Genomic DNA, 25873 nt, shown 5'->3' with positions numbered 1-25873 from the left:
CTTCATCGACGAGGGCGCGCGTTTTTGTTGAAAGTCATTGCGCGCCACGTTTGTAACGTGATGGCGATTCTCGACGCGGATCTCCGCCATGGCGTTACGAACGCGGCGTGTGGCGTGCCGGGTGAGTGTGCCGGCGACTGACCACGTCGGAACGCAACCGGCTCACCCACAACTTCAGGACAGGTAACCCCGCCCTAGTTGACACCTGTCAAGTGGCGCCCGTTACAGTGCCCTCATGCAGATCCGTGAGCATGCCGAGGCCAACCCCGAGAAGCCGGCCATCATCCTCCATCCGTCGGGCACTGTCGTCACCTTCGGTGAGCTTGAGGCCCGGGCGAACCGGCTGGCTCATCATTTCCGCCGACAGGGGCTGCAGGAGGGCGACGTCGTCGCGATCCTCATGGAGAACAACGAGCACATCCACGCGGTGATGTGGGCGGCCCGGCGCACCGGTCTCTACTACGTGCCGATCAACACCCACCTCACCCCGGCCGAGGCGGCGTACATCATCGACAACAGCGGGGCCAAGGCCATCGTCGGCTCGGCTGCGCTCAAAGACGTGCTGGCCGGCCTGGAGAAGGAGCTGCCCAACGGCCTGCCGGGCACCCTGCTGATTGCCGACGGAGCCGAATCGTCGGCGACAAGCGCCTCCAGCGAGCTGCAGGGCTGGCAGCGATACCCGGAGGCGGTCGCCGACCTGCCCGCCACCCCGGTCGATGACGAGATGGACGGCGACCTGCTGCAGTACTCGTCGGGCACCACGGGCCGGCCCAAGGGCATCAAGCGCGATCTGCCGCATCTACCGCCGTCGGAGACTCCCGGCATGATGGCGGCCCTGGTCGGCTTCTGGATGCAGCCGGATTCGGTGTACCTGAGCCCCGCGCCGCTGTATCACACCGCGCCGTCGGTGTGGTCGATGCAGACGCAGGCCGGCGGTATCACCACTGTGGTGTTGGAGAAGTTCGACGCCGAGGGATGTCTGGCGGCGATCCAGAAGCACAAGGTGACCCACGGCCAGTTCGTACCCGTGATGTTCACCCGGTTGCTGAAACTGCCTGAGAGCGTACGTGATTCGTATGACGTGTCGAGCCTGCAGCGGATCATGCATGCCGCCGCGCCGTGTCCGGTGGAGATCAAGAAGCAGATGATCGACTGGTGGGGCCCGATCGTCGACGAGTACTACGCCTCCTCCGAAGCCATCGGCGCGACGTTGATCTCCGCCGACGAGTGGCTGGCCCATCCCGGTTCGGTGGGCCGGGCGATGACGGGCGTCGTGCACATCCTCGACGAGGACGGCAACGAACTGCCGCCCGGACAGGCCGGGGAGATCTTCTTCGAGGGCGGCCAGGACTTCGAGTACCTCAACGATGCCGAGAAGACCGCATCGTCACGCGATTCACACGGTTGGAAAACGGTGGGCGACATCGGCTATCTGGACGAGGACGGTTACCTGTACCTCACCGATCGACGGCACCACATGATCATCTCGGGCGGGGTGAACATCTACCCGCAGGAAGCCGAGAACATGCTCGTCGTGCACCCCAAGGTGATGGATGCCGCGGTGTTCGGTATCCCCGACGACGAGATGGGGCAGAGCGTCAAGGGTGTGGTGCAGACAGTCGATCCGGCCGACGCCACCCCGGAGTTCGAGCGTGAGCTCCTTGATTGGTTGCGTGAGCGCCTGACCCACTACAAGTGTCCGCGCTCGATTTCCTTCGAGGCCGAGCTGCCGCGCACCGACACCGGCAAGCTGTTCAAGCAGGGGCTGATAAACAAGTACTCGTGAGCCACGAGCTGCCCGGAGGGATCCTCGTCGGGGTCGACACCCCGACAGATGCGGCAACGTTCACGCTGACCGAGCGCCCGAGTACAGACCGGCGGATGATCACGGTCGACTCGGTCGAGGACTCGTTGGCCGAGCTCACCACGCGGTGCGGACGGTGGCCTCAGGCGGCGGCGGTCTGTGACGACGTACTGCGCTCGTTCGATCCGGCCGGTCCCACCCGGGCCGGGCTGGTCACCGAATCCCTGGCCTACTCGACCCTGCAGTCCGGGCCGGAGTTCGCCCGGTGGGTGGCCGAGCGAGGCCCGGCCACCGCGCCGCAGCTACCCGATCCGGTGTTGGCCCGCCGCGACGGCAACACGTTGCACGTCCGGTTCAACCGTCCACAACGGCACAACGCGTTCTCCACCGACGCCCGGGCCGCCCTGCTGGAGGCACTCGAGGTGGCCCGGCTCGATGATTCGGTCGACGAGGTGGTGCTCGGCGGCAACGGCCGATCCTTCTGCAGCGGGGGAGATCTGGCCGAATTCGGATCGTTCACCGACCCGGCCAGCGCTCATCTGGCTCGGACACGGCACAGTCCCGCCCTGGTCCTCGACGAGATCACCCGACGGCTCGGGCGCCGCTGCCGCGCCGAGATACACGGTCAGGTGCTCGGCAGTGGGCTGGAGATGGCCTGCTATTGCGGGTGGGTCAGCTGCCACCCGGACGCGGTCATCGGCCTGCCGGAGCTGGAACTGGGGTTGGTTCCCGGGGCAGGAGGCACGGTGAGCATCACCCGACGCATCGGCCGGTGGCGCACGGCGTATCTCGTGCTGTCCGGGCGCACCATCGGTGCGGCCACGGCGCTGGCCTGGGGCCTGGTCGACGAGATCGCCTGAGCACGCGCGTTGACTCTGCGCTCAGGGCCTGTCGCACTCACACTTCTGCGCCCTGGCCGCAGGATCAACGTGGGTGAGTGGCATAAGGTGCCAGATGTGAAACAGGGTGGTCCCTACTTCGATGACCTGACGGTTGGCCAGGTGTTCGACACCGCACCGTCCATGACGCTGACCCCCGGTGCCGCTGCGACCCATCAGGCGATCCACGGTGACCGCCTGCGGCTGGCGTTGGACGCCGAACTTGCCACCGCGGTGACCGGCGAGCCGGGTCCGCTCGCGCACCCCGCCTTGGTCTGCGATGTGGCGATCGGCCAGAGCACGCTGGTGACCCAGCGCGTCAAAGCCAACCTGTTCTATCGCGGGCTGGCGTTTCACCGCTACCCGGTGATCGGGGACACGTTGTATACCCGTACCGAAGTGGTTGGTCTCAAACAGAATTCGTCGAAGCCGGGACGCGCCGCCACCGGCCTGGCCGCGCTGCGGATGACCACCGTGGACCAGCAGGACCGCAAAGTTCTCGACTTCTACCGCTGTGCGATGCTGCCGCTGTCAGACGATGCCGTCGACACCGGCCATTCCGATGACCTGTCGACAATCGGGGCCGACGTGCCGGCCCCGGATCCGGCTGCCGGCTGGGACGCCGAGGCCTTCCGATCCCGGGTACCGGGGCCGCATTTCGACCCGGACCTGGCCGGCGCGGTGCTGCACAGCACCGCCGACGTGGTCAGCAGTGCCCCTGAACTGGCCCGGCTGACGTTGAACATCGCTGCCACCCACCATGATTGGCGGGCCGGTGGTCAGCGTCTGGTGTACGGCGGGCACACCATCGGCCTGGCCTTGGCCCAGGCCGGCCGGTTGTTGCCGAACTTGGTGACCGTGCTGGGCTGGGAGTCGTGTGATCACACCGGTCCGGTGCACGAGGGCGACACGTTGTTCAGCGAGCTGCACGTGGAATCGGCCGAGGCGGGGGTGCTGCGCCTGCGGTCGCTGGTGTACGCGGCAGGTGGACCCGACGGCGGTGAGGATCGCCAGGTGCTGGACTGGCGGTTCAGCGCGCTGCAATTCTGATGACTTCGTTGGCGATCCCGCGGGCCCTGCTGAGGCAGGCCCAGGCGGTCGCCGACGACTTCGCCGACCACACCGGAGTGGCAGTGGACGCCACCGAACTGATCACCGGCCGCGCCGCGCTACTCGATATCGCCCCCGCCGGGCAGGTTTCGGCCGGTGGGGCGACACGATTGCTCGGCACGTGCGACGGTTGGCTGGCCCTGACCCTGTCCCGTGCCGACGACATCGACGCCATTCCTGCCTTGCTGCAGACCGATTCGGTTGACGAGGATCCGTGGCCGGAGATCGGGATGTGGGCGGCGGCGATCACGGCAGCAACGGCAGCGGAACGGGCCCGGCTGCTCGGGCTGCCGGCGGCCGTGCTCGGTGAGACGCCAGTGGCGCCCCCGGTGGTGAGGCCGCTGGGCCCCCGGCAAGCGGGTCCACTCAGCGAGATACTGGTGGTCGACCTGTCGTCGATGTGGGCCGGCCCGTTGTGCGGCCAACTGTTGGCGCAGGCCGGGGCCACGGTGGTGAAAGTGGAGAGCGCCGCTCGACCCGACGGCACCCGCGCCGGGTCGCCGGAGTTCTTCGACTGGATGAACGGTGGAAAGCTGTCGTACGTCACCGATTTCGACACGCCCCGCGATGTGGCCGCCCTACTGGCCGCCGCTGATCTGGTGATCGAGGCCTCTCGCCCGGCCGCGCTGGCCCGGCGCGGGCTGGGCCCCGACACTGTCGCAGCCCGGCCCGGTCGCATCTGGCTGCGCATCACCGGACACGGCGCCGAAGGTGAGCAGGCGGACTGGGTGGCGTTCGGTGATGATGCCGCGGTGTCTGGTGGGCTGGTCGGATATCGTGACGGCGCACCGGTGTTCCTCGCTGATGCCCTTGCCGATCCGCTCACCGGATTGCAGGCCGCCACCGTTGTTGCGGCCTCACGGCAGCGCGGCGGCGGTGAGCTCATCGAGTTGTCGATGGCGGCGGTGGCCGCCGGTTACCGGTGCCACGGCGGAGATGAGATCGAGGTGACGCCCGAACTTCCGACTGTCGCCTCAACCGGCCCCGAACTCGGCGCCGACAACACCGCCGTGCGGGCACTGGTGGCGCAACGGGGCACGGCCCCATGCTGATTCGCCGCGCCACGCTCCTGGACGGCCGGGTCACCGACATCCGGCTCGGGGACACGATCGCAGCGGTCGCCGAATCACTGCCGCCGAAACCAGACGAACATGTCGTCGACGCCGCATTCGCCACGGTGATCCCGGGACTCCACGACCACCATCTGCACGTGCACTCCGCTGCGGCCGAACAGGATTCGATTCGCGTCGGCCCTTCCGAGGTGGCCGACGCAGTCGCGCTGGCTGCGGTGTTGACCGCGGCGGTGCCCGGCAGTGACGGCTGGATCCGCGCCGTCGGGTATCACGAGGCGGTGGCCGGCCCGCTGGACCGCCACCGGCTCGACCGCTTGACCCGCGACGTCCCGGTGCGGGTGCAACATCGCAGCGGGGTGTTGTGGGCGGTGAACTCTCCGGGGCTGGCGGCATTGAAGTTGGCCGATCACCCGGACGGCATTTTGCACAGCGCAGACCACACGTGGTCGGACGCGCTGCAGCGGCGGCCTGCCGCGGTTGCCCAGTTCAGCGCCCGCCTGGCCGGCTACGGCGTCACCGGCGTCACCGATGCCACCCCCGACCTGCGACCCGAGGACCGCCCGGTCGGTCTGCGGCAACGCGTGCACTACCTGGCTCCCGGTAAGCGCATCTTGCATGACGATGGTCTCGACCTGGAGGCGTTGGCGGCGTGGATCGCCCAGCGGCACCGGGCCGGCGCACCGGTGGCCGTGCATTGCGTGACCTCCGCGCAACTCGTCGTCACGATCGCCGCCCTGCGGGCCGCGGGTGTCCATCCCGGCGACCGGATCGAACATGCCGCGATGGTGCCCACCGACGTCATCGACGGTCTCGTCGCCCTCGGCGTCACGGTCGTGACCCAGCCCAACTTCGTCGCCGAGCGCGGCGACCAGTACCGCACCGACGTGCCTGCCGAGGAGCACGATCAACTGTGGCGGCTGGCCACGCTGCTCGCCGCCGGTATTCCGGTGGCGTTGTCCACCGACGCGCCGTTCGGTGCGGCGGACCCGTGGGCCGCCATGCGTGCGGCGGTGCATCGGCGCACGCCGGCCGGTGTGGTGCTGAACCCGGTCGAGTGCATCAGCGGCGCCCGGGCGCTGACGCTGTTCTCTGGCAATGCCGCGCATCCGGCCGTCCCACGCCACATCGCCCCAGGTGAACCCGGTGACCTGTGTCTATTGGCGGCGTCCCCGCAGCGCGTGTGCGATGAGCTCGACGCGGGCCTGGTGTCCACCACGATCATCGGCGGCGCGGTGGTGTTCCAGCGCTGAGCCCGAGTGTGGGGGTGGGGCCGATATGGGTATTCCCCCGCCATGACCGGTATGGACCAGGCTGAAGCGCCGCTGCTCGACGCGCTGAACGATTACCACAATTCGAACCATTACGGGTTTTCGCCGCCCGGGCATCGGCAGGGTCGCGGTGTCGACCAGCGGACGCTGCAGGTGCTGGGTCGCGAACCGTTCTTCAGCGACATCCTGGCCAGCGGTGGGCTCGATGACCGGAAGATGAGCAACGGGTACCTCAAGCGGGCCGAGGACCTGATGGCCGAGGCCGTCGGCGCCAAAGTGGCGTGGTTTTCCACCTGTGGCAGCTCGCTGTCGGTCAAGGCCGCGATGCTGGCCGTCGCCGGGCACGACGGCAGCCTGCTGCTCAGCCGGGACAGCCACAAGTCGGTGGTGGCCGGCCTGATCTTCTCCGGTTTGGTGCCGCGCTGGATCACGCCGCAGTGGGACACCGAACGGCACCTGTCGCACCCGCCGTCCCCGGAGCAGGTCGAGGAGACCTGGCAGCGCCATCCCGACGCCGCGGCCGCGTTGATCGTCAGCCCGAGCCCCTACGGCACCTGCGCCGATATCGAAGGCATCGCCGAGGTCTGCCACGCGCGGGGCAAGCCGTTGATCGTCGACGAGGCCTGGGGGGCGCATCTGCCGTTCCACGAGGACCTGCCGACCTGGGCGATGAATGCCGGTGCCGATGTCTGTGTGGTGAGTGTGCACAAGATGGGTGCCGGCTTCGAACAGGGATCGGTCTTCCATCTGCAGGGCGATCTGGTGGATCAGAACCGGCTGTCGGCGTGTGCCGATCTACTCATGACGACAAGCCCGAATGTGCTGGTGTACTCGGCGATTGACGGCTGGCGTCGCAACATGGTGCAGCATGGCCACGAAATGATGGGTGCCGCACTGGAGTTGGCGAACGACACCCGTCGTGAAATCGAGGACATTGATGGCATCGAGGTGTTGGACAAGGAGTTGCTGGGCAAAGAGGCCTCGCATGACCTGGACCGGCTGCAGGTACTGATCGACGTGTCGGGGACGGGCACCTCGGGATATCAGGCTTCAGACTGGCTGCGGGAGTACTGCCAGCTCGACATGGGGATGACCGATCACCGTCGGATCCTGGCGACCATGTCGCTGGCCGACGGAGCCGATACCGCGGGCCGACTGGTCGAGGCGCTCAAGTTGTGGCGCAAGGCCGCCCACGATTTCGACCCGCCCGCACGTGTCGACCTGCCCTCGCCCGCCGAACTTCAACTCGAGACGGTCATCGCGCCGCGCGACGCGTTCTTCGCCCAGGTCGAGGACGTCCCGGTGGAAAAGGCGGCAGGACGGATCTCCGCCGAACAGATCACCCCGTATCCGCCCGGAATCCCCGCTGTGGTCCCAGGTGAGCGGATCAACCAGCCGGTGTTGGACTATCTGCGGAGCGGGCTGACCGCGGGGATGAATCTGCCGGATCCGGCCGATCCTCAACTGCGTACCGTCCGGGTGGTTGCATAGGCGGTACGAAGATCGGCCACCAGGCCGTCGAACGCCTCGTCGCGGGTGGCCGACGGTCCGCGCAGCACCGCCGACGGGTGGATCGTCGCCACCACGGCCGGATCGCCCTCCGCCACCAGACCACTGACGTGCATGATCTCGCCGCGATGACGCGTCAGTCGAAAGTCGTTTCCCAGCAACGACTTGGCGGCGGTGGCGCCGAGGAGAACGACGGCATCCGGTGATACCGCGTCCAATTCGGCCAGCAGCCAGGGCCGACATGCCACCACCTCGGTGCGGCTCGGAGTTTTGTGGATCCGTCGCTTGCCGCGCTCGTTGGTGGTGAACTTGAAGTGCTTGACGGCGTTGGTCAGATAGAGCTGCGCTCGGTCGATCTCCGCTGCGGCCAGCGCATTGTCCAGAACACGCCCGGCGGGACCGACAAACGGTTCACCGGCACGGTCCTCGCGGTCGCCGGGTTGTTCACCGATCAGGATCACCCGGGCGTTCGGCTTACCGGCGCCGAACACGGTCTGGGTGGCGTCGCGGTACAGCGGACAACCCTCACAGTGTCGAGCCGCCTTCGCGAGTTCGGCGAGATCATCTGTAGCGGGTACGAATTCCTCGGCACCACTCATGGCGACCGGATACCCCGCGGGGCGTTTCGCCAAGCCTTTTACGGGTATTCGGTCGTTCCTTACAACAGGAGATGGTGCACATGACCGGGGTCAAGCGGGTACTTCACCGCAAACGGAGCCTGGAGGCCAGGGCACTGGGGGCCGGCTGCCGTGTAGCTGTGAAGAATGCCGTCCGCGCGTGGGCGTTACAGCCGAATCTGGCCTGGCCGTTGGGCTCGATCGACCGGGTCATCGGTCTGGTACCGGGCCGGTTGACGGCGTCGGTGCGTCCGGTGTCGCTACCGCACTGCCCCGCCGAAGTGGTCCGGGCACAGGGCGCGTCGACCCGCAACGCCATCCTGTACCTGCACGGCGGTGCCTTTCTGACCTGCGGGCTCAACACACACCGCGCGTTAGCCGCTCGATTGTCCGCGGCCGCCGATGCGATGGTGCTCAACGTCGGTTATCGGATGCTGCCGACCTGTGGGCTCAGTGACGCGATCGACGATGCCCTGGCAGGTTTGGCGTGGTTACAGCGCAGTGGGTACGACCCGGAACGGGTGGTGATCGCCGGTGATTCGGCCGGTGGCTATCTCGCCTTCGCCGCTATGCTGAAATCGCTGGCGCGCGGGGAGGTTCCGGCGTCGGGGCTGGTCGCCCTGTCCCCGCTGATCGATCTCGATCCGGCCCGAAAGCTGGCCCACCACAACATCGGTCGGTGCTCGATGTTCACCGGGCCGGCGTTGTCGGCGTTCGCGCGGCTGTTACGAAAAAGTCAATGTGAGGGAAAGCTGATCGATCCGACCACGGCCGATCTGTCGGGCATGCCGCCGGTGATGATCCATGTCAGCGCGGACGAGTCACTTCTGGTGGACTCGGAGTTGATGGCCGAACGGCTGGCCGAGGCGGACACCCCGTGCGAACTGCATGTGTGGCGAGGGCAGGTGCATGATTTCCCGCTCGCGGCCGACATCCTGCCCGAGGGACGGCGCGCGATCAGCTACGTGGGCGACTTCGTGAAAAGCGTGACCTCCGGCGCGACGCCGACGGCCCGGCGTTTGCCCGGCTCCCGGCTCGGGTACTCGGCGGCAGATGCCAGTTGACCTGGCATGTCCGGAACGTGCCGGGAAACTTCATGTGCAATGAGGAGGCGTGGTGGCCGATAAGTCAGACCCCAAGGATCAGCAGCTCGACGAGTTCCGTTTCACGCGGGCCGAGGGATACCTGACCACCCAGCAGGGCGTGCGCGTCGACGACACCGACGACGCGCTGACCGTCGGTGAACGGGGGCCGACCCTGCTGGAGGACTTCCATGCCCGGGAGAAGATCACCCACTTCGACCATGAGCGGATACCCGAACGTGTCGTCCATGCCCGCGGAGCCGGCGCCTACGGTTACTTCGAGCCGTACGACGATTCGCTGAGTGAATACACCGCGGCGAAGTTCCTGACCAGCCCGGGCACCCGTACACCGGTCTTCGTGCGGTTCTCGACCGTGGCCGGTTCGCGCGGCTCGGCCGACACCGTGCGCGATGTCCGCGGCTTCGCCACCAAGTTCTACACCGAGCAGGGCAATTACGATCTGGTCGGCAACAACTTCCCGGTGTTCTTCATCCAGGACGGCATCAAGTTCCCCGACTTCGTCCATGCCGTAAAGCCCGAGCCGCACAACGAGATTCCGCAAGCGCAGTCCGCACACGACACCCTGTGGGATTTCGTCGGTCTGCAACCGGAGACCCTGCACACGATCATGTGGTTGATGTCGGACCGCGCGCTGCCGCGCAGCTACCGGATGATGCAAGGCTTCGGCGTACACACCTTCCGCTTCGTCAACGCCGCGGGTGAGGGTACGTTCGTGAAGTTCCACTGGAAGCCCAAACTGGGTGTGCATTCGCTGATCTGGGAAGAATGCCAGAAGGTGGCCGGCGCCGACCCCGACTTCAATCGCCGCGATCTCTGGGAGGCAATCGAATCCGGGCAGTATCCCGAGTGGGAACTGGGCGTGCAGCTGGTGCCGGAGTCCGACGAGTTCAACTTCCCGTTCGACCTGCTGGATGCCACCAAGATCATCCCCGAGGAGACGGTGCCGGTGCGGCCGGTGGGAAAGATGGTGCTCAACCGCAATCCGGACAACTTCTTCGCCGAGACCGAGCAGGTGGCCTTCCACACCGCCAACCTGGTTCCCGGTATCGACTTCACCAATGATCCGTTGCTGCAGTTCCGCAACTTCTCGTATCTGGATACACAGCTGATCCGGTTGGGCGGGCCGAACTTCGCCCATCTCCCGGTCAACCGCCCGATCGCCGAGGTACACACCAACCAGCACGACGGCTATTCCCAGCACCGGATTCCGCAGGGCAAGACCAGTTACTTCAAGAACACCCTCGGCGGGGGCTGCCCGGCGTTGGCCGATGAAGATGTCTTCCGGCATTACACGCAGCGCATCGAGGGCCAGGCCATGCGTAAGCGCGCCGAGACCTTCAAGGACCATCACAGCCAGGCCCGGGTGTTCTGGAAGAGCATGACCGCGGTGGAGGCCAAGCACATCGTGTCCGCTTTCGCCTTCGAACTCGGGAAGGTGAACGCGGAGACCGGGATTCGGGAGCGCGTGGTCGATCAGCTCAATCTGATCGACAACGCCCTGGCCGCCCAGGTGGCCGCCAAGCTCGGCCTGCCCGCGCCGGAGGCCGTGCCGATCGAGCGCGACGAGCCGGCGTCCCCGGCGCTGTCTCAGCTCAACACCGCCACCGACAGCATCGAATCCCGCAAGATCGCCCTGCTCGCGGCCGACGGCGTCGACGTCGACACTGCGGAGCAATTCAAGAGTGCGATGACCGAGCGCGGCGCGATCGTCGAGGTGCTCGCACCCACCGGCGGCGGCACGCTGCGGGGTGCCTCGGGCGGCGAGCTCAAGGTGGACAAGGGCATGACGACCATGGCGTCGGTCCTCTACGACGCCGTTGCGGTGGCCGGCGGGTCCGAATCAGTCCAGAGTCTGCTGCAAGACGGCTACGCGGTGCATTTCGTCGCCGAGGCCTACAAGCACCTCAAGGCCGTGCTCGCCTTCGGTGAGGGCGGCGAGATGCTGCGCGCTGCAGGCGTCGTCGCCACGCTGCCTGCGGATCAGGTGAGCTCGACGGATGGCGTGATCACCGCGCCGAGCGGCGACCTGCCGTCCGAGTTCATCGAGGCGGCGGTGGCGGTCATGGCCCAGCACCGGGTCTGGGACCGCGATACCGACGCTGTGCCGGCCTGACGGTACCGCCGAAGCGGGTCAGCCGGCCTGACGCTGCAGGGTGACCGAGGCGGTGTTGGCATCGGCGTGGGTGGCGATACCGCTACCCTTGGCCGTCACTGCCAACGCCGTGCGGTCCCCGCGGAACAGGTCGCGGGAGAACTCGCACGGGGTGCCGTTCTGGTCGTAGGTGACCCGGGTGATCAACAGCAGTGCTGCTTTGGGCTTGATGCCCAACAGTGTCGCCTCGTTGCTGGTGGCGTTGACGGCTTCGATGCGTTCGTCGGCCCGGCCGGTGACCAGACCGTAACGGGATTCCAGGATCTCGTAGAGCGACCCACCCAGTTGCTGATCGAGCAGGCCGGGGAAGGCGTCCGCCGGAAACTGTGCGTGCTCCAACGAGATCGGGAAGCCGTCGGCCAGCCGCACTCGCTGAATCTCGATGACGTAGTCAGCCGGTCCGAGGCGCAGCGCGGTCCGGGTGGCGTCGTCGGGGGTGGTGATGCGCGTCGAGAGCACGCGCGTCCCCGCGACGTAGCCCTGGTTGGCCAGGAATGCGGGCACCCCGACCACGTCCGACAGCTGACGCTCCACCTGTCCGTGGCTGATGAAGATGCCGCCGGCCCGGCCGATCACCCGGTGTACCAGACCGGCTTCCTCCAACGCGGCCAACACCTGGCGCAGGCTGGAGCGGCTGGTGCCGTACTGTTCGGCCAGGTCACGTTCACTGCCCAGTTTGGCGCCGGGGGTGCCCGCGTTGATGTCGGCGACGATGCGCCTGCGCAACTCCTCGCTGTGAAGTGCCACCCCGGCCCCCTTACCGTGTATTGGTACAGCCAATTCTATCCGGGTTGAACTACAGTTCAGCGATCGCCATGTGCGATTCGGGCAGAATCTGCCCGCCGTCGACGACCAGCGACTGTCCGGTGATGTAGGCGGCTTCGTCGGTGGCGAAGAACAGTGCCGCGTTGCCGATGTCCGCGACCGATCCGAGCCGGCCCGCAGGCACCGCCGAGGTCATCTGGTCGAGGTAGTCCTGACCCATGCCGTCCAGGCCCTCGGTGATGATGTTGCCGGGCAACACGGCGTTGACCGTGATCTTCTTGGGCGCCAGTTCCATTGCGGCCGTGCGCAGGAAGCCCAACTGGGCGGCCTTGGAGGCGCCGTAGTGCGACCAGCCGGGGTACCCGGTGATCGGCCCGGTGATCGACGACGTGATGACGACGCGACCGTGCCCGCTCGCCGTCAGCGCCTCCAGGGCGGCCTGCACGATGTAGACGGTGCCTTTGAAGTTCACCGCCAGCACCTGTTCGATGTCGTCGGGGGTGAGCTCTTCGAGGCGCCCGGACGGAAAGATGCCGGCGTTGGCGCAGACGATGTCGAGTCCACCGTGTCGCTTGACCACCTCGTCGACCACAGAAATGGCCGACTCGGGGCTGGTCACGTCGGCGCGAACACCGCTCACCCGGCCCGGGGCGCCGGCGAGCGCGGTGACCGTGTTGTCGAGGTCGTCCTGGTTCCGCCCGGTGATCAGCACGTCCACGCCGGCGTTGGCGAAGGTTTCGGCGATGCCGCGGCCGATGCCCTTGCTGCCGCCGGTGACGATGGCCGAACGGCCCTGAAGCGATGTGAACATGGGGTGGGGTCCTTTGGAAGTCAGGTCAGGGTGTGGCCGGCGGAACGCAGGTAGCGTTCGGCCAGTTCGCAGCTGCCGGCGGCGTAGCTGATCGCCTTGGTAGCCGATTCCTTGGAGTGGCTGTGGCTGCCCATCCAGGCCAGCAACAGCAGCCGGCGCAGCAGCACGAACGAGGCCAGCATGTCCTCGTCCGAGGCGGGCAGGTCGCGTCGGGTGCGGTAGCCGCTCACCCAGGCGTCCTGCCAGTCCGGCAGCGCTGGATCATCTTCGATGAAGGACACGGCTGTGCCGAAATCATAGAAGTACCAACCAAATCCACAGTCGTCGAAGTCGATGACGGTGATCTGCGGTCCGGACGGGCCTGCGTCGGGATTGACGAGCAGGTTCGCCAGTCGAAGATCGGCGTGGATCAGGCCGTAGACCTCGGGTCCGGTGCCGTAGGCCCCGAGCCGCTCCTGGAGCAGCTTCTGGGCCCGCTCCAACACCTGCCGCTCGGCCGCACCGACCCCCGAGGCATCGTGCCATCGCCCCCAGCGCGGTGTCGCGCCCAGGCTGTGGTCCCAGTCCCAGGCGAAGCGGCCGAAGCCGGCCGGGCGCTGCCACCGCTGAGAATGCTCGTGCAGGGAGGCGGTGATCCGGCCCAGTGTGTGGAAATCGTCGAGGGTCAAGGACCCTTCGTCGGGCTCGGCTCCGGCCACCATGCCGAAGTGCACGACGTGACGGGGCACCCCGCCGGTCTCCTCACCCGCTTTGGCCGGATTGTCGGCACCGCCGACGACGGTCACCAGCCGCCGGCCGTCACGGGTCGGCAGCACCGCGGGCACCGTGACGTCGCTGTCGGTCCGCAACGCCTGCAGCCAGTCCAGTTCCGACTCGATCTCATGGGGCCGGTGATAGTCCTGCCGATGCACCCGCAGGATCGATTGGGTGCCGGCATCCTCGACGAGATAAGTGGCATTCTCGGACAGGTTCAGCAACCGCAGTGTTGCATCCGCCCCGATGTCGTACTGGCGCAGGGCCAGTCGGGCGACATCGATCTCGTCGGTGATAACCATCAGTACCGTCTCTTCTCAGCGCAAGCGATCACTGATGATCGCGTCCTTCAATACCATCCAACACCGCCGTGATCCGGTCGCGGGCCACTGTCACGTCGGCGGTGCTGCCGCCGATGTACAGCCTGCCCGCGGCGCCGATCATCTGCACGTCGACGACGGTGAGCCCGGGGGCCACCCGCTCCGCCTCGTTGGCCGCCACCGCGGCGAACAACGCCGGCGTCATCTCGTAGACCAACAGTGACTGGCCCGGCAGGATCATCGATGCCTGCCGATTGCGGTTGAGGATCACCGCGTGTTGATCGGTGATGTTCTCGATGATGTCGTGGTAGAGCACCCGGGGCCGAAGTTGATCGGAGGCCTTGTTGCCGGTGCCGACCAGGATCGCCTCGCCGGCCCGCTTCACATCCTCCAGATCGGCCGAGTGGATCTCCAGCACCCCGAATTGGCGTTCCACGTAGAGGATTCCGGGTTGGATGCCGGGCACCTCACGCAGGGCCAGATCGATTACCCGCTCGATGGCCAGGGCGGGGGACACCTCGACGATCAGGGCGTGCTCGCCCTCGTACGGCGGGTATCCCCGTGCCCGGGTCGGGGTTCCGAGGTAGGCGGCGAACTGGCGCTGCAGGTCCTCCACCAACAGGTAGACGCGGATCTGGGTGTGAATCCGCGTGCTGTCCTCAGCTGTGGTCGGCATGGTTACTTGCTGGCGACCGCGAAGTGCGCGCCGAGCTCACCGTGCGGGCGGGGGATGACGTGCACGCTGACCAGTTCACCGACCTGCGAGGCGGTTTCGGCGCCGGCTTCGGTGGCGGCCTTGACCGCGCCGACCTCACCGGTCACGATCACGGCGACCAGACCGTCGCCGACCTGCTGACGGTCGGTGATGGTGACGTTGGCAGCCTTCACCATCGCGTCGGCGGCGGCCAGCGCGGCGACGTAGCCTTTGGTCTCGATCAGTCCGATTGCGTTGCTGGACATGGGTGTTTCTCCTTATTTGTTGGGGTTGGAATCGATGGAACCGATGATGAGGGCATCGACCGGGGGCGGGGTGCCGGTGAACCAGTTCGCGGCCACGGAACCCTGCGCGATCAGGACGCGTTCGCCGACGCCGGTGCCGAGCACGTCGAACGCGATCATCCGGGAGCTGCTCCCGTCGACCTCTACCTCGAGGAACGCGCCGGCGGGGATGCCGTCGATCCGACGGGTGGACCACACGTTGCCGGTGACAGTCGCTGCTAGCACTTTCGCTCCTTCTCGATCGTGATCCCCAGAGTGCGCGCCTTCTCCCGGGCCAATGGGGTGAGCACCGCCTTGCGGCCGAGCACCAAGGTGCCACCGGCCAGGTCGGCGATCTGACGTTCGGTCACCGCACCCGTCTCGATGCGATGCACGGCGCCGCGACCGCCGGCCGACGCCGCGCCGGTCAACCGGAAGCCGAGCCGCCCAGCCTTGAGGTCGGCGCGGGTCTTCGGGCTTTCGAATAGCCGCAACAACTTCCGGACGAAGTTGTCCAGGTCTTTGTCGTTGGCCAGCTGCACGGTCTCGGTGCGGTTCTTGCCGTCTGCGGCGCGGGGACCGGTGGGTTCCAGTCCCATCTGCTCGGCGACCGTCGTCGGCGGAGCCGGAGCCGGGGCCGGAGCCGGAGCCGGAGCCGGGGCCGGTGGTGGGGGGACAGCCACCGGCCCCGGGATCTTGGGTGCCGACAATCCCGCGAGCGTCGGCGCCGCCGACAGGCCCGAGACGGCTTCGCGAACCACCTCACGCACCAGGGCGCGTAGTTCGTCATGGTTGATATTCATGCCCTGGCCAATGCATCCCGAGCAGCCTCGGCCGCGGTGCGGATGTCGGCCTCGGTACCCGACAGGTACACGCGGCCGGTGGCCCCGATCATCCGGAAGTCGATCACCTTGATGTCGGCGGCTTTCTCGGCCTCGTTGGTGGCCAGGATCGCGTAGGACGCCGGCTGGACCTCGAGGACGAACAGCGATTCCCCGGGCAGCACCATCGAGCCGATCTTGTTGCGGTTGATCAGAAATGCGTGCTGGTGGTCGACGCTGGAGATGATCCGCGAGGCCAGGATTTCCGGTCGTTTCGCGTTCCCGGTGTCACCGCCCAGCTCGTCGAGCGCGGCGTCGGCGGCGGCTTTGACCGCACCGGTCTCGCCGTGGAACTCCAGGTAGCCGAACTGCCGCTCGACCACCAGGATTCCGGCTTTGACCTCGGCATGCTTGAGTGCCACGTCGGTGACGCCCTCGATGTCGAGGCCGGGGGCCACCTCGATGATCTGGGCCGCGTGGTTTGCCCGCGGCAGGGCACCTTTGATCCAGGTGCCCAGATACGACATGGTCTGCGGCTGCAGCCGGTCGATGAAGATAAAGGAACGTAGTTCGGCCACAGCCCTACCTCTTGATCAGTTGTGCGAGTTCTTCGACGACCAACGCGCGCAGTTCGGCCCGCAACGCGTCCAGCCCGGGGTCATTCGAGCGGCCGGCCGCGGCATAGGAGCGGCGGGGCGGCACCGCAATGCCGTTGCGGTCGTTGGATGCGCGTGGATACTCCGGCACCGGTCCGGCGGGCGAGTGCCACGGGTCGATGCCCGCGAAGTTGCCCATGGGAACCCCCGAATCGCTGTTGTAGGCGATGCGGGCCCAGTTGATCAGGTTCTGCGGCTGCAGGTTCTCACCGATCGAGCTGCGGCCGACGAAACCGGTGCCGATCGTCATCGACGGTGCCAGGTTGGTGTCCAGCCCGGAACTACCGGTGCTGTTGCCGACGTTCACCGCCACCCGAAGTACCGGCACCTGGGCAGCGAAATCGGTGATGACCGAGGCGTTCTCGCTGTGGATGGCGGCCGAGTGGCCGGCCCCGCCGATCCGGACCACGGCCCGGGCAGCCCGGATACCGCGGGCGGCGTCGGCCGCGGTGGTCAAGCCCAGCACCGGCGACAGCTTCTCGTGGGCCAGCATCTCCTCGGCGATCACGTCACTGAACGGCGCGATGAGCACCCGGGTCTTGGGGGTGACCCGCAGCCCCGCCTGCCCGGCGATCCAGGCGGCGTCGCGGCCCACCACCTCGGTGTTGAGGTGGCCGTCGGCGAACATGTAGGCCCGTAGCCGTCGCGTCGCGTCCTCGTCGAGGATGTGCGCCCCGGCGCGGGTCAGTGCCCCGCTGAGCTTGTCGGCGATCGCGTCCTCGGCGATCAGCACGGATTCGTTGGTGCACAGCACCGAGTTGTCGAAGGCCTTGCTGTCCACGATGCGCTTGGCCGCCGCCGTGATATCCGCGCTGGCCTCGACGAACACCGGCACGTTGCCCGGCCCGACGCCCAGTGCCGGATTGCCCGACGAGTACGCCGCCCGCACCACCCCGGTGCCGCCGGTGGCAACGATGACGTCGGTGCGCTCATCGGCCATCAAGGCCTGGACGAGGGGAATGGAGGGTTCGTCGATCACCTGCACGATGCCGTCGGGGGCTCCTGCGGCGACGGCCGCCTCGGCCAGGACCCGGGCCGCGTCGGCCGAGCACCGCTTGGCCCGCGGGTGCGGGGCGATGACGACGGCGTTGCGGGTCATCAGCGCCAGGATCGTCTTGAAATAGACCGTGGCAACGGGATTGGTGGTCGGGGTCAGCGCCAGCACCACGCCGGCGGGCCGGGGCAGCTCGACGATCTTTCGAGCGGTGTCGACGCGGGGCGATACGTAGTCTTCACCCGCGTAGTAGTCGACGATTCCGCGGGAGCAGGCCCGGTTCTTGGTCACCTTGTCGGCGGCCACCCCCATACCGGTCTCGACGACGGCCTCGGTGGCGAACCGTTCGGCATTGGCGTAAGCGGCATCGGCCACTGCGTTGACGATGTTGGCCACCGCGGTGGCGTCGTAGTCGGCGTATGCCGCGGCGGCCCAGCGGGCCCGCTCCAGCATGTGGCCGGCTTGTGGGGTGTTGGTCATGATGCTTTACGTCCTCTCACGACGGTCTCGGCCCTGGCCACCGCGACGGCGAGGCGGTCCAGCACGTCCTCGCACAGCTCACGCGAGAGCAACAGGCCCGGTTTGAACTGCAGCACCCGGGGATCCAGGGTGGAGAAGATTGCCCACACGCCGTTCTCGTAGAGCTCGCGCATCACGAACTTGGCACCCTCGGGGTGATCGAATTCCAGACCGATCACCACACCGTTCTGCCGGATGCCGACGAACCAGTCCGGATGGTCGGCCTGGATGCGGCGCAGTCCGTGCTCGAAGATGTCGGAGATGTAGTGCACCATCGAGCGGACCTCGGGACGGGTGGAGATCTCCAGCGTCTTCAAGGCGGCCACACAGCCCAGTTCGGCACCGCCGAAGGTGGAGATGTGGCCGAAGCCGTCCTCGTCGAGCCACTGCGCCGCGCGATCGCCGAGCAGCGCCGCGGTGATCGGATACATGCCGCCGGACAGGCCCTTGCCGGTCACCAGGATGTCGGGCTCGATGCCGTGTTTGGTGATGCCCCACAGTTCGCCGGTGCGCATCAGCCCCGTCTGCACCTCGTCGGCGATATAGAGCGTGCCGTGTTTCTCGGTGGCCGCCTTGACCGCCTCCAGGTAACCCGGTGCGGGAAGCGGGAATCCGTAGGTGGCCGGAATCGTCTCCATGATGACCGCCGCCACATCACCGGGGGCCAGTACGCGTTCCATCGCGTCGATGTCGTTGAACGGCACCTGCAGGAACTCGTCGGGTTGATCGGCCAGGAAGAACTTGGCGAACCGATCGTCACCGGTGGCGACCGCCAGACCGGTGTGGCCGTGATACGCCTTGACGATCGAGACGATCTTGCGGCGTTTGGTGGCGTGGCGGGCGCTCTTGAGCGCGATGTCGATCGCCTCGCCGCCGCCGGACCCGTAGGCCACCTTCTTGATCGACGCCGGCGCGGTCTCCACCAGGCGCTGCGCCAGGGCGGTGCGCGCCACCGACGGAAAGTGGTGGTTGCCGACGTCGAAGTGCTGCATACCGTCGGTGATCGCTTGCATCACTTCGGGATTGCGGTGACCGAGGTTGTACGTGCCCCCGTTGAGGTGCATATCGATCAGGCGGCGTCCGCCCATGTCCCACAGGAAATATCCCTCGCGGCGGTCGATCACCAGATCGACACCGGTGTCAGTCCAGAACTGTGTCTTGTCTGGATTCCAGAACGTCTTGGCTCGATCCAGCACTTCGGCTTTGGAATCGAACGTGAACGTGCCGTAGTCGTACATGCGGCTCCCTCTCCAGCTATCCGGTAGCTGTGATGGCCCTCACCGTAAACGGTTGCAACCATTTGTGTCAATGGTTGCAGGAATCGCTTGCGAACCGGTTTTGGTCATGCCAATATGCGTAAGGTTCGTTATGTGGCGCAGGCCACAAACGGACTACCACTGTAACCTGGAAGGTATTCCACTAGATGACCGATCAAGCTGTCGCTCCGGGCGAAACTGCAGCTCATGACGTCCAGAGACTGAAACGCAACGCCGTCGGCACCGTCGGCGTCATCTTCATGGCGGTGGCGACCGCTGCCCCGATCACCGCAATGGTCGGCAACGTCCCGATCGCAGTCGGATTCGGAAATGGTTCGCATGCGCCGGCCGGCTACATCGTGGCCACGGTGGTCCTGGGCCTCTTCGCCGTCGGCTACGCGACCATGGCCAAGCACATCACCACCACCGGCGCGTTCTACGGCTACATCTCGCACGGGCTCGGCCGTATCGTCGGCATGGCCAGCGGCGGATTGATCACCATGGCGTATGTGGTGTTCGAAGCCTCGTTGATCGGGATCTTCTCGTTCTTTTTCCAGAACTTCATGCAGTCCCAGTTGGGCATCCACATCCACTGGATCATCCCGGCGTTGCTGATGCTGGTGACCAACGCGGTGTTGACGTACTTCGACGTCAACCTGACCGCCAAGGTGCTCGGTGTGTTCCTGGTGACCGAGATCGTCATGCTCGCGCTCGGTGCGGTGGCCGTGCTGTTCAAGGGAGGCGGTCCCGACGGGTTCGCCGTCGCCGAGACCATCAACCCCATCGGGGCGTTCTCGCCGGCTGCCGGAATCGCCGGTGCCAGTGCCGGTTTGGGCCTGTTCTTCGCGTTCTGGTCCTGGGTCGGCTTCGAATCGACCGCCATGTACGGCGAGGAGTCGCGTAACCCGAAGAAGATCATCCCGCGGGCCACCATGCTCAGCGTCGTCGGTGTCGGCGTGTTCTACGTGTTCGTGTCCTGGATGGCGATCGCCGGCACGGGCCCGCAGCATGCGGTGGAACTCGCTCAGGATTCCGCGACATCCTCCGAGATCTTCTTCGGGCCCGTCCGCGACACCTACGGCGAGTGGGCGATCACCGTGTTCAACATCCTGCTGGTGACCGGTTCGTTCGCCTGCGGTATGGCGTTCCACAACTGCGCCTCGCGGTACCTGTACGCGCTCGGGCGTGAAGGCCTGTCCAAGAACTTGCAGAAGACCCTGGGCGCCACGCATCCCACGCACGGTTCACCGCACATCGCCTCGTTCACCCAGAGCGGGATCGCATTGGTGATCATCCTGGCCTTCCTGTTCGCCGGCATGGATCCGTACGTGCACATGTACACGTTGCTGGCGATCCTCGGCACCATGGCGATCCTGATCGTGCAGTCGCTGTGCGCCTTCTCGGTGATCAGCTACTTCCACATCCGCAAGAACCACCCGGTCTCCAAGCACTGGTTCAAGACGTTGGTCGCCCCGGGCCTCGGCGGGATCGGCATGCTCTATGTCGTGTACCTGCTGTGGGAGCACAAAGACGCGGCGGCAGGCACGGCCTCGGGCACGCTGCTGTTCAAGCTGACGCCTTGGATCGTGGTGGGCATCTTCGTCCTCGGTGCGGGTATGGCCACGTACTTCAAGCTGCGTGATCCACGCCGCTATGAGTTGATCGGCCGGGTCGTGTTCGAGGACACCGTGATTCGCGACTGAGTCGACGGACAAAACTGGCAGATGGACACCTTCGAACGTCTCCTGCTGAAGTTCGTCCTCGCGTGGGCTCCCTATGGGGGTCCACGCGAGGACGATGTCTGGCTCGAGTTCGGGATGACCGCCGAACAGTTGTGCCTCCGGTTCGCCCGGACCGTTTCCCGATTGGTGCCCAGGGCCAGGACGCTGTCGACCGATGATCGCTGCCTGTTGGAGCGGGCCTGCCGGTATCTACGTCACCAACGCGAATCAGCCCAGCGCCGTGCGTAGGTAGGCGCATTGGCTGGCCAGAAAGGCTTGGGCCACAGGCGTTTTCGCTGCGATCTGGTCGAAACCGTGGAAGGCTCCGTGAACCTCTTCGACTTGGCAGTCGACGCCGGCGGCGCGCAGGCGTTCGGCGTAGGCGAGGTCTTCGTCGTGGAACAGGTCAAGGGTGCCGACGCCGATCCAGGCCGGCGGTAGTCCGGCCAGGTCCTGGCGCCGAGCGGGGACCGCGACGGCCGGATCTGCCTTGCCGAGATAGGCCGACCAACCGAATCTGTTGCTGCCCTGGGTCCACAGCCGGTGGCCGGGATCCTCCAGCTCCGGGCCGACCGAGCGATCGTCGAGCATCGGGTACACGAGGATCTGGGCGGCCACCGGTACCTCGCCGCGATCGCGGGCGAGCAGCGCCAGAGCCGCGGCCAGCCCGCCGCCGGCGCTCGCCCCGGCGACCGCAACCCGGGCCGGATCGACCGCGGGCAGCCCGGCGAGCCATTTCAGCGCGGCATAGCAGTCTTCCAGCCCGGCGGGGTACGGGTGCTTGGGCGCCAACCGGTACTTGACCGCGGCCACCGTGGCGCCGAGTTCCCGGGCGAAACGCCGGCACAGCGCGTCATCCTGCGCCGGGCTACCGAGCACGTAACCGCCGCCATGGATCCACAGCAGCGCCGGCGTCGGAGTGGTGACACCCTCAGGGCGGAACAGTCGGACGCCGGCGCCGGAGCTCAAGGTGAGCACCTCGACATCCTTGGGCGTCTGCCGGTTCTGCAGGCTGGTCAGCCGCTGGAACAGCGGCAGCGAGCGCTGGTTCACCATTCCGCGCGGGAGGAAGCGGGCGATGCGCGCGAGGTCCGGATGGAACGTGGAAGCAGGCTCAGTGTTCGCGGTCACAAATACTTTTCTACCGTGCCCCGGAACTGGCGACGTCGGTTTCCACGTCAGGGTCGTAGATCCGACGCGGGCACAGCCCTGACGTGGAAAGCGGCGAACTACTTCAACAGCGGGTCGCGGGGCAGGCCCAGGATGCGTTCGGCGATGGTGTTCCGGGTGATCTCCGAGGTGCCGCCGGCGATCGTCATGGCCCGGTTGCCGAGATAGGCCCGGGTCAGCTTCGGTGTCTGCCCGGTCACCCCGGCCGACCCGACGAGATCCATGCCGAGTTCGGTCAGATGCTGGGAGTGCTCGGCCACCAGCAGCTTGGTGACGTTGCCCTCGGGCCCGGGTTCGGCACCGGCGATGGCGCGGCTGACCCGGCGCAGGTTCAGCAGCCGCAGCGTGTGGCCCACCGCGATCACCTCGCCGGCGCGGCGGACGTAGCGGGCGCCGTCGGGATCCGCGTCGATCAGGGCGACCAACTCGTCGGCATCGAATCCGGTCGGCGCCGCCGAGCCGCCACCGATCGAGATCCGCTCGTTGCCGAGGGTGGCCCGGGCCACCAGCCAGCCCTTGTTCACGTCGCCGACCACATCGGCGTCCGGAACGAACACGTCGTCGAAGAACACCTCGTTGAAGTGGGCGTCACCGGTCAGGCCGCGCAACGGATTGACCGTCACCCCAGGCGCTTTCATGTCGATCGCCATCATCGTGACACCGGCGTGCTTGGGAGCGTCGGGATCGGTGCGTACCGTGGCCAACCCCCACTGGCAGTGCTGCGCCAGGCTGGTCCACACTTTCTGGCCGGTGACCCGCCAGCCACCGTCGACCTTCTTGGCGGCGGTCCGCACCGCGGCCGCATCCGAACCCGCGCCCGGCTCGGAGAACAGCTGACACCACATCACCTGGCCGCGCAGTACCGGCTCCACCCAGCGCTCGCGCTGATCGTCGGTCCCGGCCTGGGCGATGGTCAGGGTCACCCAGCCGGTGATACCCATGTCCGCCCGCTCTATGTCGGTGAACTCCTCTTCGATCACCAACTGCTCCAACACATCCGCGGCCCGGCCATACGGCTTGGGCCAGTGCGGCACCAGATAGCCGGAGTCCACCAGGTAGTCGCGGCGCTTGTCCTCGGGCAGCGCGCGCACTGCCGAGGCCGCCGCCCGGGCGTCCTGGCGGTACTGCTCGGCCTCGTCCGGGAGCGCGAAGGAGGCCCCGTGCGCCTGCCCGGTGCGTTGCCCTTCGACGACGTCGATCAGCGGATCGGCGCCGTCACCGAGCACCGCAGCCAGCGTCCGGGCCCGGCGCAGGTACAGATGTGCGTCGTGTTCCCACGTGAACGCGATGCCGCCGTGTAGTTGAACATTGTTCTGCGCGCAGAAGATCTGTGCCCGGATGGCATGCGCGGCGGCCACGGCGGCGGCGAACGAGGCCCGGTCGAGGTCGTCGGCGCGGGCGGCATCCCAGACCGCCGCGGTGGTTTGTTCGGCGTCGACGAGCATGTTGGCGGCGTGATGCTTGACGGCCTGGAACGTCCCGATGGTGCGGCCGAACTGCTCGCGCACCTTGGCGTATTCGACGGCCATGTCCAGTGCGGCCCAAGAGACTCCGACGGCTTCTGCCGCGCCGAGGATGCGGAACACCGTGCGGGCCCCGCGCGCCGCGCCCCGCAGGATCCGGCTCTCGTCGACGGCCACCTCGTTCAGGTCGACGACGCCGATGCTGCGGGTGGTGTCCAGGGAGTCCTCGGCGGTGACGGTGATCCCGTCGGCGGTGGCGTCGAGGATGACGACGTCGTCTCCGGCGGCCAGCACGAGCACCTGCGCGTCGGGTGCCCCGAGCACGGCACGCGCCTGCCCGCCGAGCCGGCCGTCGGTGCCGATGGCCACCGAGCCGGCCAGGCCGAGTGCGGCGACGGTCGACCCCTGAGCCAGACCCGGAAGAAGCTCGGCCCGAACGGAATCCGGTGAGAAACGGTCGATCACCACGGCGGCCGACACCGTCGGCAGAAACGGCCCGGGGCACAGCTCGCGGCCGGCGACCTCAGCCACCACGGCCAGCTCGGGCAGGCCGAAACCCGAGCCGCCGTACTCCTCGGAAACGGCCAGGCCGTTCCAACCAAGTGCGGCGCCGGCCGACCAGATGTCGGCGGGGTAGCGGCCGGCGTCCTCCAGGGTGGCGCGCGCCGCGGCCCGGCTGTCGAGTCGCTTCAGTTGTCCGAGCGCCGACTCGGCGAGGTCCTGGTGCTCTTCGGTGATGGCCAGCGCAGACTTAGTCATGGTTGGCGAAGCTAACCGGGACGGCTGCCCACGTCGACGTGATCCAGATCACATTCCGACAGCGAGTGAACAACTCGGCGAAGTTGTCACCTGTGCCCATCGATGGCGCGGTAGGCTCGCAAAATGACGGCACGACCGGATAACCGGTACCCCGCACCGAGTCTCGCCGATCGGGCGCGATGGTTGCTGACTGCCAAGCCTGCTGACCATATGCTGGCGCTGAGCGTTGCATCGGCTTCGCTGCCGGTGGTCGGCAAGCACCTGGAACCGTTCGGCGCCATGGCCGCGATGGGCGTGTGGGGCTTCCGTAACCTGCCCGAATTCGTCACCGCTTCGGCGAAGTCCTGGCTGGCCCCGGGCGCCGGTGGAATTCGCAAGTCCGAGCGCGAGCAGACCAACGCCGTGGTGCAAGAGGCCATGCGTGCCGTGGTGTCAGCGGCTGACCTGGCCATCGATTGGCCGGTGCCGGACACGATGCCGCCGGTGTGGCGCAGCCGCGAGTACCGCCGCGACGTCTACCGGACCTCGGTGCGCTACGGCGACGACCCGGCGCAGCTGCTCGATGTCTGGCGGCCCCGGCACCTGCCCGCCGAACCGGCTCCGGTGCTGCTGTTCGTCCCGGGTGGCGCCTGGGTACACGGTGGCCGGATTTTGCAGGGGTACGCCCTGTTGTCCCACCTGGCGCGTCAGGGGTGGGTGTGCCTGTCGATCGATTACCGGGTGGCCCCGCACCACCGCTGGCCGCGCCATCTGACCGACGTCAAGGCGGCGATCGCGTGGGCGCGGGCCAATGTCGACAAGTTCGGCGGCGACCGCAACTTCGTCGCCGTCGCGGGCTGCTCGGCCGGCGGCCACCTGGCGGCACTGGCCGGTCTCACCCCGAACCACCCGGACCTGCAGGGCGATCTGCCCGACGGCTCCGACACCAGCGTCGACGCCGTCGTCGGTATCTACGGACGCTACGACTGGGAGGACCGCTCCACCGAAGAGCGCATCCGCTTCGTCGACTTCCTGGAGCGGGTCGTGGTGGGTCGCAAGATCGACCGCCACCCCGAGATCTACCGGTTGGCCTCGCCGATCGCCCAGATTCACCCGGATGCGCCACCGTTCCTCGTCATCCACGGAACCGGCGACAGCGTCATCCCGGTCGCCCAGGCCCGCAGTTTCGTCGACCGGCTCAAGGCCGTGTCCCGATCGCCGGTCGGCTACATCGAGCTCCCGGGCGCCGGGCACGCCTTCGACATGACCGACGGGGCCCGTACCGGTGCCATGGCCACCGCAATTGGCTTGTTCCTCAACCAAATTCACCGAAACAGGGCGATTGACCGGACTAAAGCGGTTATATAGACGCCTCCACACCTGGGGAGGGACAC

Annotated in this window: 23 protein-coding genes; 10 read left to right on the top strand and 13 right to left on the bottom strand. The window is 67.1% G+C overall.

The genetic code is table 11. From position 1 onward, the window contains the following. Positions 1-235 precede the first annotated feature (235 nt). The 6 genes from fadD4 to A5740_RS11035 all read left to right on the top strand — a co-directional run bounded on the left by fadD4 (position 236) and on the right by A5740_RS11035 (position 7624). Positions 236-1786 (top strand): fatty-acid--CoA ligase FadD4, encoded by a 1551-nt coding sequence (gene fadD4 / locus A5740_RS11060; RefSeq protein WP_076193979.1) that lies wholly within the window; start codon positions 236-238, stop codon positions 1784-1786. After that, on the top strand, positions 1783-2664 hold the full coding sequence (locus A5740_RS11055; protein WP_076193977.1) for an enoyl-CoA hydratase/isomerase family protein: 882 nt from the start codon (positions 1783-1785) through the stop codon (positions 2662-2664). Before fadD4 ends, A5740_RS11055 begins: the two co-directional genes overlap by 4 nt. A gap of 162 nt (positions 2665-2826) precedes the next feature. Further along, positions 2827-3732, top strand: coding sequence for an acyl dehydratase (locus tag A5740_RS11050; RefSeq protein ID WP_254849142.1), 906 nt, complete (start codon positions 2827-2829; stop codon positions 3730-3732). Further along, positions 3732-4844, top strand: coding sequence for a CoA transferase (locus tag A5740_RS11045; protein WP_076193976.1), 1113 nt, complete (start codon positions 3732-3734; stop codon positions 4842-4844). Before A5740_RS11050 ends, A5740_RS11045 begins: the two co-directional genes overlap by 1 nt. Further along, positions 4838-6115, top strand: a complete 1278-nt coding sequence (locus A5740_RS11040; protein WP_076193974.1) for an amidohydrolase family protein — start codon at positions 4838-4840, stop codon at positions 6113-6115. The genes A5740_RS11045 and A5740_RS11040 overlap by 7 nt, the downstream gene beginning before the upstream one ends. Before the next feature lie 51 nt (positions 6116-6166). After that, entirely contained in the window at positions 6167-7624 is a 1458-nt protein-coding gene (locus A5740_RS11035) for an aminotransferase class I/II-fold pyridoxal phosphate-dependent enzyme (protein ID WP_076193991.1), read from the top strand. On the opposite strand, the gene A5740_RS11030 is transcribed toward A5740_RS11035, so the two are convergent. Next, positions 7594-8241 carry a UdgX family uracil-DNA binding protein gene (locus A5740_RS11030; RefSeq protein ID WP_076193972.1) on the bottom strand — a complete coding sequence of 216 codons (648 nt, stop codon included), beginning with the start codon at positions 8239-8241 and terminating at the stop codon, positions 7594-7596. The two genes, A5740_RS11035 and A5740_RS11030, sit on opposite strands and share 31 nt — an antisense overlap. 80 nt (positions 8242-8321) lie before the next feature. Between A5740_RS11030 and A5740_RS11025 the strand changes: the two genes are divergently transcribed. Together A5740_RS11025 and A5740_RS11020 are read left to right on the top strand one after the other, a co-directional pair. Then, positions 8322-9323, top strand: a complete 1002-nt coding sequence (locus A5740_RS11025) for an alpha/beta hydrolase (protein ID WP_083654038.1) — start codon at positions 8322-8324, stop codon at positions 9321-9323. Positions 9324-9375: 52 nt separating this feature from the next. Further along, a complete protein-coding gene (locus A5740_RS11020; protein WP_076193989.1) occupies positions 9376-11475 on the top strand; it encodes a catalase in 2100 nt (699 codons plus the stop codon). Positions 11476-11493: 18 nt separating this feature from the next. On the opposite strand, the gene A5740_RS11015 is transcribed toward A5740_RS11020, so the two are convergent. Genes A5740_RS11015 through A5740_RS10970 form a run of 10 tightly spaced genes read right to left on the bottom strand, consistent with a single transcriptional unit; the run spans position 11494 to position 19369 of the window. Next, entirely contained in the window at positions 11494-12261 is a 768-nt protein-coding gene (locus A5740_RS11015; protein ID WP_076193968.1) for a GntR family transcriptional regulator, read from the bottom strand. A 49-nt stretch (positions 12262-12310) separates the two neighbouring features. Then, a complete protein-coding gene (fabG, locus tag A5740_RS11010) occupies positions 12311-13090 on the bottom strand; it encodes a 3-oxoacyl-ACP reductase FabG (protein ID WP_076193966.1) in 780 nt (259 codons plus the stop codon). A gap of 20 nt (positions 13091-13110) precedes the next feature. Continuing rightward, on the bottom strand, positions 13111-14145 hold the full coding sequence (locus A5740_RS11005; RefSeq protein ID WP_076193964.1) for a phosphotransferase enzyme family protein: 1035 nt from the start codon (positions 14143-14145) through the stop codon (positions 13111-13113). A gap of 28 nt (positions 14146-14173) precedes the next feature. After that, positions 14174-14839, bottom strand: coding sequence for a microcompartment protein (locus A5740_RS11000; RefSeq protein WP_076193962.1), 666 nt, complete (start codon positions 14837-14839; stop codon positions 14174-14176). Positions 14840-14841: 2 nt separating this feature from the next. Then, positions 14842-15123 (bottom strand): BMC domain-containing protein, encoded by a 282-nt coding sequence (locus tag A5740_RS10995; protein ID WP_067768022.1) that lies wholly within the window; start codon positions 15121-15123, stop codon positions 14842-14844. 12 nt (positions 15124-15135) lie between these two features. Next, a complete protein-coding gene (locus A5740_RS10990; protein ID WP_076193960.1) occupies positions 15136-15387 on the bottom strand; it encodes a EutN/CcmL family microcompartment protein in 252 nt (83 codons plus the stop codon). Then, complete coding sequence (locus tag A5740_RS10985; RefSeq protein ID WP_076193958.1) at positions 15381-15944, bottom strand: hypothetical protein; 564 nt, start codon at positions 15942-15944, stop codon at positions 15381-15383. Before A5740_RS10985 ends, A5740_RS10990 begins: the two co-directional genes overlap by 7 nt. Continuing rightward, entirely contained in the window at positions 15941-16540 is a 600-nt protein-coding gene (locus A5740_RS10980; protein WP_076193956.1) for a BMC domain-containing protein, read from the bottom strand. Before A5740_RS10980 ends, A5740_RS10985 begins: the two co-directional genes overlap by 4 nt. A 4-nt stretch (positions 16541-16544) precedes the next feature. After that, positions 16545-18092 (bottom strand): aldehyde dehydrogenase family protein, encoded by a 1548-nt coding sequence (locus A5740_RS10975; protein WP_076193954.1) that lies wholly within the window; start codon positions 18090-18092, stop codon positions 16545-16547. After that, entirely contained in the window at positions 18089-19369 is a 1281-nt protein-coding gene (locus A5740_RS10970; protein WP_076193952.1) for an aspartate aminotransferase family protein, read from the bottom strand. Before A5740_RS10970 ends, A5740_RS10975 begins: the two co-directional genes overlap by 4 nt. Positions 19370-19554: 185 nt before the next feature. On the opposite strand from A5740_RS10970, the gene A5740_RS10965 reads away from it, so the two are divergent. After that, positions 19555-21090: an APC family permease gene (locus A5740_RS10965; RefSeq protein WP_076193950.1), complete on the top strand. Its 1536-nt coding sequence runs from the start codon at positions 19555-19557 to the stop codon at positions 21088-21090. Positions 21091-21336: 246 nt separating this feature from the next. Here the strand turns inward: A5740_RS10965 and A5740_RS10955 are convergent, their stop codons facing one another. Both A5740_RS10955 and A5740_RS10950 read right to left on the bottom strand, forming a co-directional pair. Then, positions 21337-22239 carry an alpha/beta hydrolase gene (locus tag A5740_RS10955; protein WP_076193946.1) on the bottom strand — a complete coding sequence of 301 codons (903 nt, stop codon included), beginning with the start codon at positions 22237-22239 and terminating at the stop codon, positions 21337-21339. A gap of 98 nt (positions 22240-22337) precedes the next feature. Continuing rightward, the gene (locus A5740_RS10950; RefSeq protein WP_076193944.1) at positions 22338-24500 is read right to left on the bottom strand and encodes an acyl-CoA dehydrogenase; all 2163 of its coding nucleotides are present in this window, start codon (positions 24498-24500) and stop codon (positions 22338-22340) included. Between the two features lie 123 nt (positions 24501-24623). On the opposite strand from A5740_RS10950, the gene A5740_RS10945 reads away from it, so the two are divergent. Next, positions 24624-25847 (top strand): alpha/beta hydrolase, encoded by a 1224-nt coding sequence (locus tag A5740_RS10945; RefSeq protein WP_076193942.1) that lies wholly within the window; start codon positions 24624-24626, stop codon positions 25845-25847. Positions 25848-25873: the final 26 nt, after the last annotated feature.

Origin of the sequence: Mycobacterium sp. GA-1841, from assembly GCF_001954135.1 — a bacterium.
Taxonomy (GTDB): domain Bacteria; phylum Actinomycetota; class Actinomycetes; order Mycobacteriales; family Mycobacteriaceae; genus Mycobacterium.
Note: the sequence above shows the minus strand (reverse complement) of the source record. Positions and strands in the feature narration are given on the sequence as shown.